Origin of the sequence: Belnapia moabensis DSM 16746 (genome assembly GCF_000745835.1) — a bacterium.
Classification (GTDB): Bacteria; Pseudomonadota; Alphaproteobacteria; order Acetobacterales; family Acetobacteraceae; genus Belnapia; species Belnapia moabensis.
In genome coordinates, this window is record NZ_JQKB01000002.1 from 190,228 (window position 1) to 207,956 (window position 17,729).

At 74.3% G+C, this 17,729-nt stretch carries 3 protein-coding genes; all 3 read right to left on the reverse strand.

The features are described from left to right. Positions 1 to 6 precede the first annotated feature (6 nt). Genes EP26_RS01905 through EP26_RS01915 form a run of 3 tightly spaced genes read right to left on the reverse strand, consistent with a single transcriptional unit; the run spans position 7 to position 17,714 of the window. A complete protein-coding gene (locus EP26_RS01905) occupies positions 7 to 2,067 on the reverse strand; it encodes a serine/threonine-protein kinase (RefSeq protein WP_052388688.1) in 2,061 nt (686 codons plus the stop codon). A gap of 18 nt (positions 2,068 to 2,085) precedes the next feature. Continuing rightward, entirely contained in the window at positions 2,086 to 5,082 is a 2,997-nt protein-coding gene (locus tag EP26_RS01910) for a CHAT domain-containing tetratricopeptide repeat protein (protein ID WP_043335061.1), read from the reverse strand. Then, on the reverse strand, positions 5,079 to 17,714 hold the full coding sequence (locus EP26_RS01915; protein WP_043335062.1) for a two-partner secretion domain-containing protein: 12,636 nt from the start codon (positions 17,712 to 17,714) through the stop codon (positions 5,079 to 5,081). The genes EP26_RS01910 and EP26_RS01915 overlap by 4 nt, the downstream gene beginning before the upstream one ends. Positions 17,715 to 17,729: the final 15 nt, after the last annotated feature.

Sequence of the window (17,729 nt, forward strand, 5' to 3'; positions counted from 1 at the left end):
CGGCCGTCACCGACGGGCGACGGTCTCCACCAGCACCGCCTGCACCGCGACGCGGCCCTTCTGCTGCTGCGCTGCTTTCAGCCCGGCGGCCAGCGCGCGGAGATAGTCCTCCGCCTTCTCCACCACCGGCCGCCGCTGGGCGACCAGCGGTCGGTCGGAGGTGAAGACCAGCACCAGATCCGTGCCGAAGGGCTCATCCACCTCCCAGCCGGTGAAGCTGCCGCTCGGGTCGCCGAGCCGCAGCTGCGCGTTCGGCGCCTCGGCCCGCGAGGGCACCAGATGCGCCACCTCGCCCGACTGCATCAGGTAGCTGACATAGAGATGGCTCGGATGGGGCGGCATGGTGACGGAAAGGCGCAGCAGCTCTCCCATCGCCAGCGGCGCGCTGCCGATGAGGCCGGCCTGCGGTCCGGCATCCGGCGCCGCCAGATAGGGCCGCACCAAGTCCAGCGCCTCGCAATAGGGTCCGTTGAAGCCACGGAGCTGCATCTGCACCGCCTCAGGCGGCAGGCCCCGCGCCGTGACCTGCTGACGCAGCGCGGCCTCGTCGCCGCGGCGGACGATGCCGGTGACGTTGAGGCTCGTCCCCGTCGAGGACCAGGAGATCAGGCTGCACGGCGTCTCCGCCATCGCCGCCCCGGCCGCAGCCAAGTCGGTGCGAAGCTGATCGGCCCGCCGCCGCGCCTCGTCGGCCGCCTGCTCGCGCCGCGCGGCCTCCTGCTGCCGGGCCGCCTCGGCCGCCTGCTGCTGGCGCATGGCCTCCTCGCGCCGGGTCGCCTCCTCCCTCGTCCGCCGCTCCAGCTCCGCCTGAGTGTCGGATGGGGGCGTGGCGGGCGATGCGACATCCGCCGTCGCGGTCGGCAGCATTGCGGGTTGCGGAGGCGATGGCGGCTGGGCCTCGGCGGCCCTCTCCCGCGCCGCCTGCTCCGCCGCCTGGCGAAGCTGCTCCAGCCGCTGCTGCTCCGCCTGCCGACCATCGCCGCCATTGCCGAACAGGAAGAAGGCGGCGAGGCCGGCAGCAGCCAGTGCCCCCGCCCCGCCGGCGATCAACCCAACCGGCGCCTTGCGGACGGGCGCCGCGGCAGACGGAGGCGCCGCCGGCCGCGGCGCGGCGGGCGGGATGGTGCCGACCAGCGTCGCCTCGCTGTCGAGCCCCGGCAGCCGCCCCGCATCGGCGAAGCCCGGGGCCGCGGCTGGCGCCGTCGCCGCCGCGCGGATCGCCTCGGCGAAGGCCGTCGCCGTCGCGTAGCGCTCCTCCGGCCGCTTCGCCAGCGCCGTGGCGATCACCGCGTCGAAGGCCTGCGGCGCCGTCACCGAGAGCTTGGAGGGCGGCGGCGGCTCGGTGTGCAGCGCCTTGTGCATCACCGCCGAGAAACCGCCCTCGAAGGGCTTCTCCCCGGTCAGCAGCTGGTAGAGCATCACGCCGGCTGCCCAGATATCGGCCCGCGCATCCACCGTCTCGCCGCGCAGTTGCTCGGGCGCCATGTAGCTCGGCGTGCCCATGACGGTGCCGACCTGGGTCATCGAGGAATTCTCGAGCCGGGCGATGCCGAAATCGGCCATCTTCACCGTGCCGTCGCCGGACAGCATGATGTTCGCCGGCTTGATGTCCCGGTGCACCACGCCGCGCGCATGGGAATAGGCGAGCGCCGCCAGCACCTGCTCCATGATCCGGACGATCTCGGGGACGGGGAAGCGCTCCTTCCGGTCCAGCCGGTCCTTCAGCGAACCGCCCTCGACCAGCTCCATGACGATCCAGGCCGTCTCGGCATTCTCGCCATAGTCGTAGACGCCGACGATGTTCGGATGGGCGAGCCGGCCGGCCGCCTGCGCCTCGCGACGGAAGCGGCCATGCGCCTCCTCACCCTCCGGGTCGCCCGGCGGCGGCCGCTTCACCACCTTGATCGCCACCCGCCGCTCGATGTTGCGGTCGAGCGCGTCATAGACGATGCCCATCGCGCCGCTGCCCAGGGTGCCGCGCAGCTCGTACTTCCCGGCGATCTCGTTCGGAATCATCCGCCCAGCAACCTCGAGGCTCTCAGTCTGCCGCCCGGCGGGGTAGCGCATGCCGGGCGGAGCGTCATCTTACAGCCTGGGCGCGGATTGCGCTGCCGCCGATTGCACCGGCGCGGCACGCCGCCCGTCGCCGATCAGCGCGAAGGGCGCCCAGTAGAAGGGATGGCCGAAGGCCTCCGGCAGCCGCTTGCCCGCCTCGTCGAGCAACAGGAGCTGCGCGCCGCGCAACGCCGCCGCCGAGGAGGCCCCCGCCTGCTGGCGACGGAGCGAATCGGCGACGGTCAGCGCCGCCGCGGCATCGTCCACCGCCCAATGCGTCACCATCAGCCCGCGCGCCCCGGCATAGAAGAAGGCCCGCGCCAAGCCCGACAGCGCCTCGCCGCCCCCCGCCCCGCCCGGCCCGCCGGTATTGCAGGCCGAGAGGATGACGAGGTCTGCGTCGAGCTTCAGCCCGAGCAGGTCGCTCGCCTTGACGAAGGCCGAATCCGCATCCGCCGCCCCCGCCTTGGCCGAGACCACGATCGAGGGTTCCTGCAAGCAGGAAAGCTCGCCCGGCAGCAGCGCATGAGTGGCGAGGTGGATGATCCGCCGCTGCCCAAGATCGGCCGCGCGCAGCGCCTCCGCGGTGAATGCCGCGTCCAGCCGGATATCCTGCGCCCTCGCTCCGGTGAGCCTTTCGGCTTCCTCCACCTCCACCCGCGTCCCTGGCAGCCGCACCAGCCCGGCCGCCAGCCGCGCATCGGCGGCGCAGCGGTCGACGGGGAAGCTGCGGATGAGCTGCGCCGGCGTCGGCGGCACGAAATCGCCGAAGCCCGCATAGGGCATCGGCGCCGCGGAGCCGAGCCCGGCGCCACGCAGCGTCACCAGCGTCTGCGGCGAGGGCACATGCACGATGGCATGCCGGCGGACCAGCCAGGGCGCCGCGCCGAGTGCCGCCGGATCGGCCGGGCCGGTCAGCAGCATGCCGAAGGGGATGCCGAGCAGCGGCCCGTCGGGCACGACGACCAGCGTCTCCGCCCCTTCCAGCGCCCCGGCCAGCGGCGCCAGCAGCGCGGCATGGAGCGCCTGGGCCGGCGCCGGGTCGAACCGCCCCGGCCGTCCGCCCGCATCGACCGTCCCGGCCCGCAGCGCATTGACCAGCCGCCCCGCCTCCGCCTCGGTGAGGGAGGAGCGCGCCATCCGCACCTCGCCGCCCCGCACCATCAGCACCCAGCTATGGCCGCGGCCGAGCAGCATGGTGACCAGCGCCTCCCGCGGGCCGAGCGCCGCCGCGACGGCATCCGCATCGACCGAACTCAGCAGCAGCTGCCGGTAGCCGGGTGCGGCGGCGGCGACCGTGCTTTCCGCCTCGGCCCGCGCCTGCTGTGCTGCCGCGATGCGCGCATCGAGCCCGGCAGTGCCGGTATCGCGCTCGGCGAAGAGCGCCCGCAGCGCCTGGTCGGCATCCTGCAGCTTGCGCACGGCCTCGGCGACGCGCGCATCGCCCGCCGCGGCGCCGATCCGCGCGCTTGCCTGCTGCACGAAGCGCACCGTGTTGCTGCGCTGGGCGAGCTGCGCCGCGGCGAAGGCCTCCTTGCGCAGCGCCGGGGCCTCCGCCGGATGCGCCATGGCCTCTGCGTCGAGCGCGTCGAGATAGGGCAGGACGAGGTTGACCGGCAGTGCGATCTGCCGCGCGCGCAGGATGGCGGCGCCGGTGCGGAAGGCGGTCAGCGCCTCCCCCCGCCGCCCGGCCGAGGCCCGCCGCGCGCCGTTGAGGAAGAGCGTCACCGCCTCCGGCCGCTCACCTGGTGCGGCGATGGAGAAGCGCCGCGCCGCCGCCTCCAGCTGCCGCGTCGCCGCATCGCCTCGCCCGAGCGAGATCGAGGTGCCCGCCTCCGTCCGCAGCGAACGCGCCACCAGCAGCCCGTTCTCGAGCCCGGTCTGCCGCAGCAGCCGCCGGCTCTCGGCGATCAGCAACGGCGCCTCGGCCTTCTCCTCGCCGCGGGCGACGGCGCGGGCCAGGTTGCGCCGCACCTCGGAGAGGCCGAGCATGGCGGAGACCGCCGCCGGGTCGCTCACCAGCCCGCTGCCCTCGCCGCCCCGCAACAGGCTCGGCGGCACCAGCGCAGCATAGAGCGCCTCCGCCTCGCGCAGCCGGGCGAGGCCGGCCGCATCCTGCCCATCCTGGAACAGCGACAGCGCCTGGTAATGCGCGAGCCGTGCCCGCGCCGCCGGGTCGCCCGCGCGCGCGGCCAGCGGCTCGGCCCGGGCGAAGAGCGCCGCCGCCTCCTGCCCGCGCCCCTGGTTCGACAGGTTGAGCGCCAGATGCACCAGCGCCGTCACCGTGTCCGGGCTGTCGCGCCCGAGCACACGCTGCTGCAAGGCGAGCGCCGCGCGATAGGCATCCTCGGCGGCGGCGAAATTCTCCGCCTGGTTCAGCTCCCGCCCAAGATTCATCAGCTCCTCGTAGCGGCCGACATCATTGGCGCTGAAGGCCTCCGCCGAGAGCCGCCGCACCGCGATCTCGAGCGCGGCGGACCGCGCCTGGCCGGCAGCGCCGGCCGAGACGCGGCCGGTCGCCAACGCTTCCATCACCGGCGTCGCCGTCGCCACGCCATCGGCCAGCACCGGCCCATCCGGCCCGGCGGCGACCAGCGCGACATGCGGCCAGCCGCCGTTCTTGCGAGTGCAGGCGATCAGCCGCGCCGGTACGCCGCCCGCCAGCGTCGTCGCCTGCGGCGCCGCGCAGGTGACGCGCTGGTCGAGCCAAGTGCGCCACAGCCCACCCGCTGCCAGCGCATCGAGCCGCGCCGCATCCGCCGTGCCGCGCAGCTCCACCACGCGCGCCGCCGGCTGCGTCCAGCCGCCGCAATAGACCTCGCGGCTGCGGGCCACCGGCAGGTCGGCCGGCAGCGCCGCGCCGCGCTGGGCCGCGCAATCCTCGCCCCGCGCATCCTTGCCGGCGGGATCGGCCGGGCCGGTGCCGGGCGTCGCCGTGACATAGGCGCTTTCCGGCGGCCGGGCGCAGCCGAGGAGTGCCAGCAGCAGCAGCAGCGGAAGGCGGTGCATGGCGCGGCTCCGGCTCATTCCTCGTCCTCCTCGCCGACATTGGGGATCAGGACGTCGGAAAGGTTGATGCGGTTGTTCTCGATGGTGAAGCGCGCCTGGTCCGTCGGCCGCGGCGGGATGATCTGGATGGAGGGCGGCACCACGCAGTTGATCGAGCCGATGACGCAGCTGTTGAAGCGGTACCTCTGCAGCGAATTCGCGTCGATCGGCCGGGTGATGTCGGCGAAGCGCGCCGCCTCCGCCCCGGTGGAGCCTCCCAGCGTGCCGGACAGCGTCGCCCCGCCCCCCGTGCCATGCACCGCCAGCCGGCCCGCCGCGACGGTGCCGGAGACGGCACCGCCATCGACCAGCAGGAAGACGGCCGATTGTCCGGCATTGAGGTTGAGCGCCACCGCTCCCGCCGCCGTCGCCTGGTCCGGCAGGCCGAAGGCGCCCGGCCCCTGCGAGCCCGGCGCGCTGCGCACCTGGGTCGGCTGCTGGTTGTCCGGCGTGCCGGCGATATCCGGCCGGACGATGGTGAGCGGGTTGGCGCCCGGCGCCAGCCTCGTGTCGAACAGCACCGCCGGCAGCGGCGTGCCGCGCGGCGTCACCAGCGTCGGGCCGAGGTTGGTGATGCCGCCCGGCGCGGCGAAGAGCAGCGCCGTGCCGATGCTGCCGGTGACGCCATCCGTCGTCATCTCGCTGCCGTTGGTGCTGCCATAGGCGGCCGGGTTCGGGCGCCCCGCCTCGAAATCCCCGGTATCGGCATCGAGGGTAAGGCCGCTGAGCGTCATCCCGCCGCCGGCCACCACGCGGAGCTGCCGGCTGGCGCGCAGCGTGCTGGCGCCGATGGTCGCCGCCCCGCCCGCCGTCATGTCGATATCGCCCGCGGTCGAGGCCAGGCCGCTCCGCAGCACGGCGAGGCTGCCGCTGCCGGCCGCCGCCAGCCGCCCCGGCGTAGTCAGCGCCGTGTCGGTCAGCGAGATCCCGCCCCCGGCCGCGAGGCCGAGCCCGGCCGCTCCGCTGCCCACGACATTGCGCAGCGTCACCCCGGCATTGTCCGAGCGGAGCGTCAGCATCCCGCCCGTGCTGCGCAGCACCGGCCGGCTGCCGCTGCCCGCATCGGTGACGAGCACCTCGCCCGCACCGCGCAGCGTGGCATCGCCCCCCCCGGTGATGCCGCCCCGTGTCACCGTCACCCCACCCGCGCCGGAGACCAGCGACAGGCTGCCCCCTGCGGCGAGGCTGCTGTCGATGAGGCTCGCCGCCAGCCGCGTCGAGAGCGCCATCCCGGCCCCCGCCGTGACCTGCGCGGCCGAGGCGGTGAAGCCCCCGCCCCCGGCGAGGCTCACCCCGTCCGACGCCAAGAGAGTCGAGCTGGCGAGGCCGGCATCGCCACCGACTGCCACGCCGATGTCGCCCCCGCGTGCGGTGAGGCCCGAGCCGGAAAGGTTCAAGGTCCCGCCCGCCGCAAGGCTCATCGCCCCGCCTGCCGTCACCGTCGTCGCGCTCGCCTGCAAGCCGCCGTCGGCGGTGAGGCCGAGCGCCCCCGCCGCCTGCAGCATGGTCGAGGAGAGCGCAATGCCGCCCCTCGCGCTGCCGGCGAGCGTCCCACCCTGCGCCGTCAGGCTGCCGCCGGTGACGGCGAGCGCCCCTGTCCTGGCGACAAGGCCGAGATCCCCCGCCGCCGCCAGCACCGCTCCGGTGAGGGCGATGTCGCCCGCACCCGCCGTCAGCCCGAGCGCCCCCGTCGTTGCGATCAGCTGCGGCCCCGCCCCGCCGTCCGCGGTCACCGCGATGCCGTTCCCGGCGAGACCGGTGAGGCTCGCCCCGCTCAGGCTGCCGCGGCGCTGGCTGATGCCGCCCCCCGCCGTCAGGCCGAGCGCCCCGCCCGCCGAGAGCGTGCTGCCGTCGAGGCCGATATCGCCCGCAATCGCGGCAAGGGCGAGGCTGCCGCCCTGGGCGGCAAGGCTCGTGCCCGTCACCGTGAGGCCGCCCTGGGCTGTGATGCCCTGGCCCAGCCCGGCGAGAATGTTCGAGCCGGCGATGTCCATCGCGCCGCCCGAGGCCAGCGTCACCGCTCCCGAGGCACTGCCGGTGACGGCAGCGAGGCCAAGGCTCCCGGTCCGCGCAGTGACGGCCAAGTCGCCGCCCTGCGCGATGAGCGTCGCATTCGTCGCCTGGACCATGCGCTCCGCCGTCAGAGCCTGACCCAGCCCCGCGGTCAGGCTCGACCGCAGCACCACGGCATCGCCATTGGTCGCCCTCGCCGTGAGCATACCGCCCGCCTGCACCGCCGCATCGCTCAGGCCGAAGCCCGCCGTCGCCGCCAGGTCGAGCGCACCGCCCGCCCTGGCCGTCGCGCGGGCAAGGAAAACAGGACCGCCCGATGCGGCCAGTCCGAGATCGGTCGCCGCATCCAGCGCCGCCCCGGTGATGCGGACATCGCCCGTCAGGCTCGCCAGCGACAGCGCCCCCGCCGTCGTGCCGAGGCTCGGCGCCGCGCCACCGTCATCCGCCACCGTGATGCCGAGCCCGGCCTGCGCCGTGAGCGTCGCTCCAGCCAGGCTGCCCCCCCGCTGGCCGATCCGTCCCCTCGTCGCGCTCAGCGTCAGTGCGCCGCGCGCCGAGACGCCGCTCGTGTCGAAGCCGAGATCGCCCAGGGCCGCGGTGAGGCCGAGGCCCCCACCTTGCGCGGCCAGCGTCGAGCCGGCGAGGCCGATGCTGCCCCCGGCGGAGACGCTCCCGCCGAGGCCGGCGACCAGGCTCGACCCGCCGATGCCGATCCCACCCGCCGTCGCAGCCAGCACGAGATCCGTAGCGGCGGTGAGCGTCGCACCGGCCAGGCCGATATCCCCGGACGTCATCAGGGTGAGCGCCCCCGCCGTCGACCGCAGCAGCGGCGAGGCCCCGCCATCCGACGTGACATTGATCCCCTGCCCCGCCTGCACCGCGACGCTGCCGCCGAGCAGGCTGCCGCGCCGGTGCCCGACGGCGCCAGCGGCGGTGAGCGTCAGCGCCCCGCTCGCCGAGGCATCGCTGGTGTCGAGGACGATGCCCCGCGTCGCCGACCCCACCGCAAGCGCGCCACCCTGTGCCGTCAGCGTGCTGCCGGTGACGCCGATATCGAGCGCCGCTGCCAGCGCCACGCCCTGACCTGCAACCAGACCCGATCCACCGATGGCCATCGCCCCGGTGGCCTGCGCCCCGAGCGCCCCACCCGTCGCCGTCAGCGCCGAGCCAGTGATGCCGACCCCGCCCGCCGTCGCCGTCAGCCCGAGATTCGTGGCGGCGGTGAGCGTCGCGTCGGTCAGGCCGATATCCCCGCTCGTCGTCCCCAGCGTCAGATTACCCATCGTGGCCCTCAGCAGCGGCGAGGCTCCGCCATCCGCCGTGGCACTGATCCCCTGACCCGCCTGCACCGCGACGCTGCCGCCGACCAGACTGCCGCGCCGCTGCCCCACCATGCCCGTGGCCGTGAGCGTCAGCGCCCCGCTCGCCGTGACATCGGTGCTGTCGAGCGCGATGCCGCCGCCATTCGCCACGATGCCGAGCGCGCCGTCCTGCGCGGCGAGGCCGGTGCCGGTCGCCGCAAAACCCCTGGCCGCGGTGATGCCGAGCCCCGTGCCCGCAGTCAGGCCGGAGCCAACGATGCTCACCGCCCCCGCGTTGACGAGGCCTGCCGTCACCGTCATCGCCCCCGTCGTCGCGGCGAGGCCGGAGCCGGTGATGCCGATATCCTGGTCGGCCCTGAGGGTGAATCCCGTCCCGGCCATCGCCGTCGCATTGCTCACCGCCATCGCGCCGGCACCTGCCTGCCAGACCTGGCTGCCGCCCGCGGTCAGGCCGCTGTCGCCGACGGCAAGCCCCGCGCCCGAGACCAGGCTCAAGCCGCCGCCGGCACCAATCGTGCTGCCGGTGATGGCGACCGGACTGTCCTGCCCCGCAGCGGCGAACAGCCCCGCCGTGACACCGAGCGCCCCGCCCGCCGTGAGGCTCGAGCCACCGATCTGGATGCCTGCCAGCCCCACCTGGTTGAGCGCCCCGGTCGCCAGCGTCATCGCCCCGCCCGATTGCAGCGTCGCACCGGTCAGCACGATACGCCCCATATCCGTCGCCAGGCCGAGGGCCCCGCCGGCGCTGAGGCTGCCGCTCACCGCGATCTGCCCATAGGGCGGCACGCCGGGCACGGTCGCCTGCCCCGCCTCCGTCGCCAGCGACAGGTCGCCATCCGCATGGATGCTGCCCGTCACCGCCAGATTGCCGAAATCCGTGGCGACCAGTTTGAGCGACCCCGTCGTCGTCACCGGCCCGGCGACGCTGTATCCGAAGCCGCGGACCAGGCTGGCGCCCGTCCCGCCGATCGTCGCCGCGGCAAGGGTATCGAAGCTGTTCCGCTCGCCGAGCGTCACCGGTCCGCCCGCCTGCAGCCGCAGCGTCCCGGCCTGGATCAGCGCTCCGCTATCCTGGCCGATGGTGCCGCCGGCGGTCAGCGAGAGCGTCCCCGTCGCCGTGACGCCCCCCGGCGCATCGGCACCGCCGATCGAGGCCACCGCATTCGCCAGCCGCAGGTCGCCGGCCTGGGCGATGGCGACATCGGCGCCGCTCACCGCATTCACCAGGAAGCGGTTACCCGCATTGTCGAGCCTGACATCGCCCACCGCCGCCGCCCGCAGCGCCGGCACGGTGATGGCGCCGCCGCTGCCCTGGATCGCCCCGGCGGAAAAGAGCTCAAGCGCCTGCACCTGCGCCGTTGCCCCCTGCAAGGTGAGGTCGCCCAGGACGCTGATCAGCGCCGTGCCCGCCGCCGGCTGCCCCGCTAGGCGCCCGATCCGCAGCACCTGCGCCGCCGGCCCGCTCGGGCCCGCGCCGCCGCCGAGCTGCGCCAACTCATCGGCCGTGAGGCGCAGCGTACTCGCCCCGCCCAGCGTCGCGCCGCCGAGCGCGACCGGCCGCCCTGCCGTATGGGGCGCAATCTCGATGGTCCCGCCCGGCGCCCGCACCGCCCCCTGGATGTCGAGATCGTCCACCTGCAGCGTGACCGTCTTCCCACCCCCCGGCACCGACCGGCCGACCAGGATGGCGTCCGGCCCCGCCCCCGCATCGCCCGCAACCGCGCTGCCGCCGCGGAGGACCACCGCCGCACCGGCAAGCCCGGCGCGCAGCCTGAAATCCCCGCCCTCGCTGACGATGCCGGCCAGCTGCCCGATCCGGTTCGCACCATCGCCCGGGTCGAGCAGGATGTCGCCCCCCGCCGTCGCCGCCAGGACCGGCACCACCAGCCGCGTCCCCGCCTGTTGCAGTATGGCGCCCCGCGCATGGAGCTCGAGCTGCCCGACCCTGTCAGCGAGATCCACCGGCCCGGCAATCGCCACGCCGCCGAAATCGCTCCCCCCATCCGGCGTATCCACGCGCCCGAGCCGCAGCCGCGCCGTCGCGCCCACGGGCAGCAGGCCGAGCTCCATGCTGTCGAGCGTCACGGCATTCTCCGCACTCGCCCCACCCACCCCGCCAAGGACCAGCGCCACGCCGCCATCGCGCCGATAGGGCGACAGGCTCACCGTCCCCCCGGGCGCCGCCAGTTCCACACCTAAGGCGAAATCATCGGCGAAGAGGCGAAGCTCCCGCCCCGCCCCGGCGCTGACCGGCTGGCTGATCCGCAGCAGCGTCACCGTGCTCGCCAGGACGAAGTCGCCACCCGCCGCGAAGCCATCGATCCGTCCGATATCGTTGCCCAGAGCCCGCGCCGCCAGCGCACCCGGCAGGGCAATGCCATTCAGCAGGGTGACGCTGCCGCCCGCCGTGCCGCTCAGCACCGGCGCGACGATCCGCGCCCCCGCACCCTGCATGATGGCGCCGGCCGCTTTCAGCTGCAGCGCGGTCCCGGCCGAGACCAGCACACCAACCTGGCCGATATCGCCGCCGGCCTGCAGCAGCACCGTCCCCGCGCCGCTGACCGTGCCGCCGGTGAGCGCGATCCCGCCCGCGTCCGCCCGCACCACCATGGCGCCATCCGCCTGCAGCGTCGCCCCCGTCGCCGCGATGCCGCCCGCCAGCGCTGCCACCGTCAGCATGCCGCTGGCGGTGATGCTGCTGCCGCTGGCGGCCGTGAAACCGGTGACGCCCGTCGCCCCCACCGAGCCGACCGTCACCGCCACATCCGTTCCGTCGATCACCCCCGACTGCGCCACCAGCGACTGCGCACCGAGCGTCACCACACCGCCCCGGATGACGCCGCTCGCACCGTTGAAAATCTGCGTCGCCGCCGCCAGCGTAATCGCACCCTGCGTGCCGCTGCCGCGGCTGTCGATCATGCCGGAATTGTTGATCAGCGACCCGGTCGAGGTGACGAATACCGGCCGCCCGTTGCTGACGAGGCTGCCGGCATTGCCGATCGTCAGCGCGCCCACCAGCCGCAGCTCGGCCGAGGCATCCGCCGCCGTATCCGCCCCGGCTGCGACCGTGACGCCGGCACCGACGTTGATGTTGCCGCTGCCCGACGTCACCCTGGCGCTGCGCCCGGCCGTCAGGTTGCCGGCCAGCACACTGCTGCCGCTGCCGACGAGGATGGCGTCCCGCCCTGCCACCACGCCGCCCGACGCATCGATCCCGACGATGCTGCCGGCCGACAGCAGCGCATCCCGCCCGGCAGAGGGCGCGCTCCCCACCTGGTAGCTGCCGCCGGCATCGAGGATGAGGTCGCGCCGCGCCGCGATGGCCTGGCCCTGCACCACCATCGAGCCGGTCGAGGCAACAGAGATATCGCGTCCGCCCGCCAAGCTCAGCGTATCGAGGCTACCGGCAAGCGCCACGGAGCCGCCGCTGACGAGGATGTCGCCATGCAGCCCGCTGGTATCCCCCGCCCGCACCACCGACCCGGCCTGCACGGAGACGCCCGGCACGCCGCCCTCCAGCACCAAATCCCCATTGCCCGCCTGCACCAGCACCGGACTCGCCACCTCGCCGATGCCGAGGCCGGCGCCGCGCAGCCGCACGCTCGCCGCACCGGCGGCCCCCTCCGCCACCACATCGCCGCGCGTGGTCAGGCTGCGCGCGCTGAGCAGGGCGATGCTGCCGCCGCTGACCCGGATGCCGGCGGCGCCGACCGCATCGATCTGGTTCACCGCCGCGCCGCCGCCATCCACCCGGTCGAGCGCGAAGTCATCGACGGCCCGCCCGGTCACCGCCGCCGCCGTCACCACGCCGCCGGTCTGCGACACGCGCTGCGCCTGCAGGTCGAGTATCGCGGCACTGCCCGGCGCCACATCGCCCGCGACCACCATCGTCGTCGCCGTCGTCGTGCCGCCATCGGAGCCGATGCGCAGTGTCCCCGCCGGCCCCGGCCGCAGCCGCTCGATCTCGGCGCCGTCGAGCGCGAAGGCCCCGGCATCGGCCGCGCCGAGCGTCACCGCCCGCGTCGTGCGCGGCAGCAGGTTCAGCGCCGCCAGGCTACCCGACCCGGCGCCGATCACCGCCCCCACCGCCAGGTCGTCCGCCCTTAGGGTGATCGTCCTTCCAATGCCGGCCAGTATGCTCGCCTCGTTAGCGAGCAGCCCCACATTGGTGAAGGCGACATCGCCCGCGGCGCTCATCCCGACCGCCGCGGCGGCGGAGCTGCCGGTGACGATGCCGATGGAATTCGCCCCGGTCAGGCTGATGCCGCCGCCATTCGCCGTCGCGCTCAGCCTGGCGACGGAAAGCGCCGCCGCCGCATCCTGCGTGATGCCGCCGGCCGGGATCAGCTCCAGCGTCGGCGTCAGCGCGAGAGCGGTGCCGAGGCGCAGATCGCCATTGGCGACCAGGACCAGCCGATCCGCCGCCACTCGGCCAAGCGTCGCCGTGCTCAGCAGCAGCGCATCCGCGGCCGCACCGCCGATATCGATTCCGCCGGTGATGGCGGCGATGCGCACCTGCCCCGCGGTGCCAGCGTCGATGGCCGCCGTCGCGGTGAGCGCATCCGTGGCCAGCAGGATGCGGTTCGCCGCATCCGCTCCCGCGAAGCCGAGCCCGTTGTCGATGGCGAGCCCCGGCCCAGTCAGCGCGATGGCCGAACCCTTCCCGGCCTCGATCCCACCGGCGAGGATGCTCATCACCACATCCGAGCGGATGGCGACGCCATGGCCATTTCCGGCCGCGCTCGCCGTCACGCCGCCGACCCGGTTGCCGGCGCTCTCGAGCGAGATGGCCCCTGCACCAGCCATCGCCGCGAGGCTCGCCGCCGTCACCGCGCCGCCCGTCTGCAGAATGCCGCCCTGCGCGGTGAGGAGAAACACCGAAGCCGCCGTGCCGCCGACCGCCCCGGTCAAGGTCATGGTGCCGTCGCTGGAGAGCTGCACGACGGCGCCGCTGCCCGTCAGCCTCGCCTGGCTGACCGTCAGCGGCGCCTCCCCGCTCCGCACCGCGACACTGCCGGAGGACAGCACGTCGAGCGTCGTGATGCTGTTGCCCTGGTCGAGGAGCACAGCGCCCGCCGCACCGCTCCCGTTTTTGCCGCGGATGGCCAGCGCACCGGCCACCACCCGGCCGGTCACCGCTTCGAGGATGGGGCCATCGGCATGCAACGCGACCGTGCCACCCGTCCGGCCGACGATGCCTTGCAGCGTGAGCGCTCCGCCCGTCGCCAGCCTCACGCCACTGCCCGACGCCTCCGTCACGGTCAGGTCGTTCAGGCCGTTGTCGAACCGCAGCGCGTTGGCCGCCCTCGCATCCAGCGAGCCGACCGAATTCGTCTGGTCGAGCGCGATGCTCTCGGCCGCCGCCACTCCGGCCGCATCCCGCACCACCAGCGAATCCGCGATCACGGCGCCGCCCGCCTGCGTGACGGCGCCGGTGACGTTGAGGGCCACGGCCGCCCCGGCCTGCCCAACCGCGCCCTGCAATTCCAGCGCCCCGGCCGTCACCAGCGTCACCGCGCCGCCCACCGCCTGCGCCACCGCGAGGCTGTTCGCGCCATTGCCGAAGAGCAGCCCGTTCACCACCCGCGCATCGAGCGTGCCGACCGCATTCGCCTGCCCGAGCGATGCGCTCGCCGCCCGGCTCGTCCCGCCCGCCGCACCGCGAATGGTCAGCGTCGAGGCGGTCACAGCCCCCGCCGCCTGGCTGATCGCCCCACCGGCGTTCAGCGCCACCGCCGTCCCGCTCACCGGCCCTTGCAGCGCCAGCGCACCGCCGGTCGTCAGCGTCACTTCGCCGCCGGCCACCGCCTGGGTCACCGCAAGGCCGGCACTGCCATTGGTCACGCTGAGCCTGCCCGCCGCCGCAGCATCCAGCGCGCCGACCGCGTTCGGCTGGTGGAGCGCCACGCTCGCGGCGGCGGTACCGGCGATGCCGCTGGCATCGTGGATCGTGAGCGCATCCGCCGTGACCGTGCCGCCGCTCTGGGTGATGGCACCGCTGGCATTGAGGACTACAGTCGCGCCAGCCCCGCCGACCAGGCCTTGCAGATCGAGCGCTCCCCCCGTCCTCAGCGTCACCGTGCTGCCGAGGGCCCTCGCCACGGCCAGGGCATCGAGACCGTTGTTGAGCAGCAGCCCGTTCGTCACCGCGGCATCCAGCGTGCCGATGCCGTTGCTCCCCGCGAGCGTCGCACTCGCTGCCCGCGCGGCCCCGCCGGAGAAGCCGCGGATGGTGAGGCTGGCGGCCGTGATGGCGCCGGAGGGCTGGGTGATGGCGCCGTTCGCCTGCAAAGTGACGGACGACCCCGTCGCCCCCACGACCCCCGCCAGGATCATGGCCCCGCCGGCCTTCAGCGTGACGGTGTTCGCGGATGCCCGCGTGACGGTCAGGTCGGCGCTGCCGGCATTGGTGAAGCTCAGCGTTCCCGGCACGTCCGCGCCGAGGGTGCCGAAGCTGCCGACGGAGTTGGCGCCGTCGAGGGTGATGCTGCCGCCTGGGCCGGCCTGCACGGTCAGCTCCGCCGCGGCGATGGCCGCCCCCGTCCCCTGCGAGATCGCTCCCCCGCCGGTCGAGCGCAGGCCGAGGCGTCCGGCGCTGATCGTGGTCCCGCCCGCCTGGGCGATATCCGTGGCGGCCAGCAGGTCCAGCGAATTGGCGAAACCCAGATCGGCATTGACGACGATCCTGCCGGTGCCGGTCTGCATGCGGAGCGTCGCCGCCGTCATCCGGTCGATCAATGCCTGGCTGACCAGCAACGCACCCGGCGTGCTGCCGCCGATGTCGATATCGGTGGCCAGCAGGGGAGCGAGGCTGACGTTGCCCGAGCCGCCCGTATTGATCCCCGCCGTCGCGCTGATCGCATCCGCCGTCAGGGCGACGGAGTTGGCCGCGCTTGGCCCGGCGAAGCCGAGTTGCCCGTCAATGGAGAGCTCCGGCGCAACGAGCGCGATGGACGAGCCGGTGCCCGCGGTGACGCCACCGGCCAGCACCGACATCGCCACCCCGGACTCGACCGTCACGCCGCCGCTCGCCGTTGCGGTCAACCTGGCGATCCGGTTGCCGACGGAATCCAGGCGGACAGTCCCACCGGTCGCCGAGACGCTCCGCCCGCTGATCGTGCCGCCTGCCTGGAGGATGTCGCCCGCGGCGGCGAGCGTCACCTCGGCTCCCGTCACACCGACCGCGCCGGAGCCCGCGCCGCCCACCTCGCCGGCCAGGGTGAGGCCGCCGCCTCCGCTGCCCAGCGTCACCGCCGCGCCATTCCCGCTCGTCGTCGCCCGGCTCACCGTCAGCCCCGCCGCAGCGTTGGAGAAGTCGATGCTGCCGCCGGACTGCAGGTCGACGGTGCCGACCGCATTGGCCCCCTTCAGATCGATCGACAGCGGCGCCGCGGTGTTCCGCCCTGCGACGGTGAGGGTCGCGCCGGCCACCACGCCCGCGCTCTGGCTGACGGCGCCATCGACATTGAAAACCACCGTCCCGCCCGCGCTGCCGACATCGCCCTGCACGGCGATCCCGGCCGTCGTCTTCAGCGTGACGCTCCCGCCGGTGGCCCGCAGCACGGCGAGTTCCGTGCCTCCATTGTCGAAGCTCAGCACGCCGGTGACCTTCGCATCCAGCCTGCCGACGGCATTGCTCGCGTCGAGCACGGCCGAGCCCGCGGCGCCGTCGCCGTCCGCCCCCCGGATAACGAGCATGCCGGCGGTGATGGTCGCGCCGGCAGCCTGGGCGATCGCGTCATTGGCGAAGAGGTTGAGCGTATTCGCCCCGATATTCACCGCCGTGCCGATGGTGATGTCATGCCTCGCCTCCAGCGTCACCGTCGCCGCGACAGTGCTGAGGTCGGAGGCGCGGACCAGCAGCACGCCATCCGGAGTGGTGGTGGCGGTGACGCTGCCGAGCGGCGCGCCGGGAGTGGCCGGTGCATCGGGATTGTCATCGGCGACGATCTGGATGCTGGTCGGGTCGATCAGTAGCGCGCCGCGCTGGCCCTTCGGCGCCGCCGCATCCACCTGCGCCGCGATGCCGAGCCCCCGCTGGCCGGAAAGCTCGACCAGCCCGCCATTGCCGCCCTGCGCCCCGCCGCGGACGGCATAGCTGCCCCGCGCCATGGTCTCGGTCGTGGAGTTGACCGCGATGGTGCCGCCATGGCCGCTGTCGCGCGCATTGGCGCGGATGCGGGCGCCGGCCTCGACCGTGGTACGCGCGCTCATCGCCTGGTTGCGCCCGACGCCGGTGGTGCCGACCAGCACCGTGCCGCCCCCCGCCCCGCCCGAGGCGCTGATCCGCGCCGTGGCGCCGACCGTGGTCGCGCTGCCGCCGCGCAGCTCGATCCGCCCGCCCCGCTCCCCGGCACCGCCGCGCGCCGTCACCTGCCCATCGACGCGCACGCCGCCGCCCTCGGCCCGCAGCGCCACCTCGCCGCTGCGTCCCGCCGCCGCATCGGCGCTGATGCGGCCCGTATTGCGCACCAGGTCCTCGACCAGCCCCGAGGCCGCATGTGCCGTGATCAGCACCGCGCCGCCCTGCGCCTCGATGACGCCGCTGTTGGTGACGAGCGCCGTCGCCCCGCCGGGCGCCGTCCGCACCGCCTGCGTCACGTCGATGGAGAGCAGCCCGTCGCCCGCGAGGTCGAGGCTGTAGGTCTCCGCCCCCGCCAGCGCCACCCGCCCGAGCCGCGCCCGGATCGTCCCCGTATTGCCGACCCTTGGCCCGACCAGCGCGGCAAGCCCCCGGTCGGCGACGGTGATGCTGCCATGGTTCTCGACCCTGGCGCCGGGCTTCGGCGCGCCGTCGAACACCATCCGCCCAGCCATGAAATTCTCGTTGGTGACATTGGCCGCGCTGGCGATCAGGCTGCCGACATTCACCTGCGCGCCCTGCGCGAAGACCATGCCCGACTGGTTGACGATGGCGACGCCGCCATTCGCCGTCATCCGCCCGGCGATGACCGAAGGATCCGGTCCCGTCACACGGTTGAGCGTCCAGGAGGTCGCGTTAGGCTGCTGGAAGTTCACGCTGGCATTGGCACCGATGTTGAAGCCCTGCCAGTTGATCGCCGCTCGGTCGCTGCCCTGCCGCACCTGCATCGCCGTGCCGGATTGCGAGATCGCCGCCTGCCCCGCCACCACCTGCCCGCCCGTCGGCAGCGCGTTGGGCGCGACGCCCGGCACGATCCCCTGGGCCAGCGCGCCCACCGCCGCCGGCAGCAGCGCCGTCGTCCCGAGCAGCCAGGCCCGCAGCATCACGGGGCAGGTCCATGCAGAAGCGGCCATCGGCCCAATCTCCCA

Excerpts from the sequence above, each read along its gene's own strand:
- EP26_RS01905 (WP_052388688.1), bottom strand. The coding sequence starts at position 2,067 with ATGCGCTACCCCGCCGGGCGGCAGACTGAGAGCCTCGAGGTTGCTGGG.
- EP26_RS01910 (WP_043335061.1), bottom strand. The coding sequence starts at position 5,082 with ATGAGCCGGAGCCGCGCCATGCACCGCCTTCCGCTGCTGCTGCTGCTG.
- EP26_RS01915 (WP_043335062.1), bottom strand. The coding sequence starts at position 17,714 with ATGGCCGCTTCTGCATGGACCTGCCCCGTGATGCTGCGGGCCTGGCTG.